Raw genomic sequence first — 3582 nt, forward strand, 5'->3', positions numbered from 1 at the left:
ATAAGAGACAGGGCGTTGGGGCGTGTCGAGGGGCGCACGTAGCCGTAGCCCGCGGAAGCGCTGTGCGTGCGGCTCCACACGTAGCCGCGGTTGCGCTCGTAGCGGTAGATGTTGCCCCCATTCGGGTAGTAGTCGTGGGAGTGCCGCCCGTGCATGTTGCAGAGGCCGCCGTGCGCGTGCGGGTGGTCGTTCCAGTACCAGACCACCGAGGGGCCACTGTAGTAGTACGCGTTGTCCGAGTAGGCGTAGTACGTCGTGGTCGGCTCGTAGTCGTGGACGTGCACGTGCGAGTACGGGCACCAGCCGCCGCCGAAGTCATCGGGGATGGGGTGGTCGCTCGAATAGCTGTACTCGATGACCTGAACCGGGGCGTGACGCGCCGGACCGTGGACGTGGGCGACACATCCAGTGCCCATCATCAGTGCGAGCGGAACGGCGAGGGCGAGCAGGCGGCGCATGTGGTGACTCTCCTGGGCGGAGTGGACGGACGGGCCGTCCACCTTGCGGCCACGCGAGGAAGACGGACGGGCGTGGAGAAAATTCACGCCCGGGTGCAGTCCCCCTTCAGACCTCCGCCAGTCCCAGGATAGCGCCCTTCGTCCTCTGGTGGACACCGCCTGGGTGGTGTAGGGGGAAATGTGCGCGCTGCGTGTCCCGGAAGGGTGAGCCGCGGCGCGTGGGGAGACGCACCATGGCGGAGACTGAGTTCACTTCGGGCGCGAGCTGTCCGCTCCACCCGGCATTCGAAGCAGTGGGCACCTGCTCCCGCTGCGGCAACTTCATGTGCCGCGCGTGCAGCGAGGGCGGCTCGCAAGCCTGGTGTCCGGCCTGCCGTCAGCGCGAGGGCGTGGGGCAGGCCTTCGCGCTGAACCGTGAGAATTGGAGCATCTCCGGGCTGATGGATGTGTCCTGGGAGGCGTTCAAGCGCGAGTGGGTGATGCTCTGTGTCGGCGTGCTCATCTTCCTGGCGGGGTCCTTCGCCGGGCAGGTCGTCTCGCAGCTCTTCTCCGTCATCAGCGGCGTGACGGAGAGCGTCGTCGTCATCGTCCTGGGCTTCTTCATCGGGATGATTGGCTCCTACGCCATCCAGGGCGCGATGACGCTGGGCCTCCTTCGGATGTGCATGGACGTGCTCAGCGGCCGGCGCGCGGACCTGGCGCGGATGTTCAGTCAGTTCAGCAAGATTCCCCAGTACCTGGGCACTGTCTTCCTGTCCTTCCTGCTGATGCTCCCGCTCCTGGTGCTCATCGTCGTGGGGGCGCTGGGCGCGGGGCTGGCGACCGGCACCCTGTCCTGGTCGGAGCTGGTGGCGCTGAAGGATTTGCCGGCCTCGGAGCTGGACGCCGCCTTGACGCCCATGGTGCCGGGCCTCGCGGTGATGGGGCTGGTGGCCATCGCGCTCTACATCTTCCCGGGCGGGTGGCTCCTCACGCCGCTCATCCTGATGCAGCCGGAGCTGGCCCGGACCGAAGCGCCCGGCGTCGTGGAGACGCTGCGCCGCTGCTTCGTCTACGCGCGGGGGCAGCGCCTGCCCATGATTGGAACGATGCTGCTGGGCGGCCTGCTCGCCATGGTGAGCGTGTTCCTCTGCTGCGTGCCCGTGATTCCCGCCCTGGGCTTCCTGCAGCTGCTGATGGCCGGGCTCGCCCTGGCGCTCAGCAACGGCGCCGAAGAGGCCTGAGCCCCTCCTCCACGCGGGGCCTCGCGCGCCGGTCGCGCGCAGGGCCTCCGGAAGGGTGGGGGGCTTCAGTGCACCACGCGCTCGGGCGAACCCGAGCGGGGCACGGACACCTTGCCCAGGCACGCGAGGATGTGCTCGCGGTACTCGGTCAGCTCACGCAGGCCACACAGCATCCACCGGCCGCCGATGACGAGCGTGGGCACGCCGCGCACGCCGCGGTGGGTGGCATCCTGGTGTTCGTCGAGGATGAGGCGGCGCGTCTCCTCTGAACGGAAGGCCGCGGAGAACTCGTCCATCGCCAGGCCCACGCGCGAGGCCAGCTCGAACACCACGTCCGAGCGGGACACGTTGACGCCCTGCTCCAGCGCCGCGCGCTGCATGGCGCGAGCGAGGAACGCGCGCGCCTGCGGGCCCTGCAGCCGCGCCGCTTCCAGCGCCGCCAACGCCGGCACGCTGGTGCGCGGTGGATCTCCCCCGAGCCACAGGTCCGTGGACAACATGTGCGCGGCGGCGTCCGGTTCGCGCTGTGCGCGCTCGACCTCCTCCACCAACGCGCGTTGTTCGCGCATCGTGGGCAGCACGTCATGGACGCGCAGCGGATACGGCCTGACGCTCCAGCGGACGGCTTCGCCCAGCTCCTGGCGCAAGACGTCCAGGCGCAGGTCGGCGAGGTAGCACCAGGAACAAAGCACGTCCTGGTAGACGGTGATCTGCAGCGGCTTGTGCAGCGTTTTCATTTGAGGGCCGCCAGATTAGAGGGCCACCCGCGTCGCTGCCAACTCCCCAGGACACACGGGCCACGAAGGCATTCCTGAGTTCCTGAGGAGCATGCAAGGTGCCTTGCCCCGGCTGTGCGGTTGCTTGAAAGCAGGCGAGCAACCTCAGCGGACCCGGGTTCGCGCTCACCCGGCGCGCTTCGCCTCGGCGTACTTCAGCGCGTGGTCGATGATGGCTCCCGCGATGTCCCGCTGCGTGGCGCGCTCCAGGCCCTCGAAGCCCGGGCTGGAGTTGATTTCCATCAGCCGGGGCCCGGCGCGGCCCTCCAGCATGTCCACGCCCGCGACCTCCAACCCGACGACGCGCGCGGCTCTTACGGCGGCTTCGATGTAGGGCTCGGTCAGCTCGATTGCCTGCCCCTCGCCGCCGCGGTGGATGTTGGAGCGGAACTCGCCGGACTTGGCCTTGCGCCGCATGGCGCCCACCACGCGGTCTCCCACGACGAGGGCCCGCACGTCCCGTCCCTCGCTCTCCGCGACGAACTCCTGGAGCACGATTTCCTGTCCCAGGTCCCAGAAGGTGTCGAGGATGGTCTGCACCTCCGACAGCGTGTGCGCAATCATCACGCCCACGCCCTGGGTCCCCTTGATGAGCTTGATGATGACGGGCAGCCCGTTGACCTCCTCCACCAGCCGGCGCACGTTGCTGCGGTCGTGCGCCATGACGGTGCGGGGGATGTCCAGCCCGGAGCGCGACAGGAACTGCAGCGCGCGCAGCTTGTCGCGGCTGCGCGCGATGGACGTGGCCGGGTTGAGGACGGGCACGCCCATCAGCTCGAAGTGGTTCACCACCGCCAGGCCATAGGCGGTGATGGACGCGCCGATGCGCGGCACCACCACGTCCACGCCACGCACCTCCACGCCGCGGTACGTCATGCGCGGTGCGTCTTGCGCGAGCAGCAGGCAGCAACGCAGCGTGTCCAGCACCAGCGGGCGGTGGCCCCGCGCGCGGATGGCGGCCACCAGCCGCCGCGTGGAGTACAGCGCGCGCTTGCGGGACAGGACGACGACCGTCTTCTCCGGAGGCCCTCGCCGCGGGGCCCGCTCGGGACGGTCGGGTGCCTTGGGCCCGGGCGGGACCGGGGCCTTCTTCGGCTTCACTTTGCGCGGGGGCATGGGCGGGGC

3 protein-coding genes and 1 pseudogene are annotated in these 3582 nt (G+C 69.4%); 1 reads left to right on the top strand and 3 read right to left on the bottom strand.

All coding sequences use genetic code 11. The features are described from left to right. Positions 1-458: pseudogene (locus HV826_RS36070) on the bottom strand (hypothetical protein); the annotation flags it as partial. A gap of 233 nt (positions 459-691) precedes the next feature. On the opposite strand from HV826_RS36070, the gene HV826_RS36075 reads away from it, so the two are divergent. Then, entirely contained in the window at positions 692-1681 is a 990-nt protein-coding gene (locus HV826_RS36075) for a hypothetical protein (RefSeq protein ID WP_176421535.1), read from the top strand. 65 nt (positions 1682-1746) lie between these two features. Here the strand turns inward: HV826_RS36075 and HV826_RS36080 are convergent, their stop codons facing one another. Both HV826_RS36080 and HV826_RS36085 read right to left on the bottom strand, forming a co-directional pair. Next, the gene (locus HV826_RS36080) at positions 1747-2418 is read right to left on the bottom strand and encodes a DsbA family protein (protein ID WP_176421536.1); all 672 of its coding nucleotides are present in this window, start codon (positions 2416-2418) and stop codon (positions 1747-1749) included. A 165-nt stretch (positions 2419-2583) separates the two neighbouring features. Further along, complete coding sequence (locus HV826_RS36085) at positions 2584-3573, bottom strand: RimK family alpha-L-glutamate ligase (protein WP_176421537.1); 990 nt, start codon at positions 3571-3573, stop codon at positions 2584-2586. Positions 3574-3582: the final 9 nt, after the last annotated feature.

This window comes from Myxococcus sp. AM010 (assembly GCF_013372585.1).
GTDB lineage: Bacteria > Myxococcota > Myxococcia > Myxococcales > Myxococcaceae > Myxococcus > Myxococcus vastator.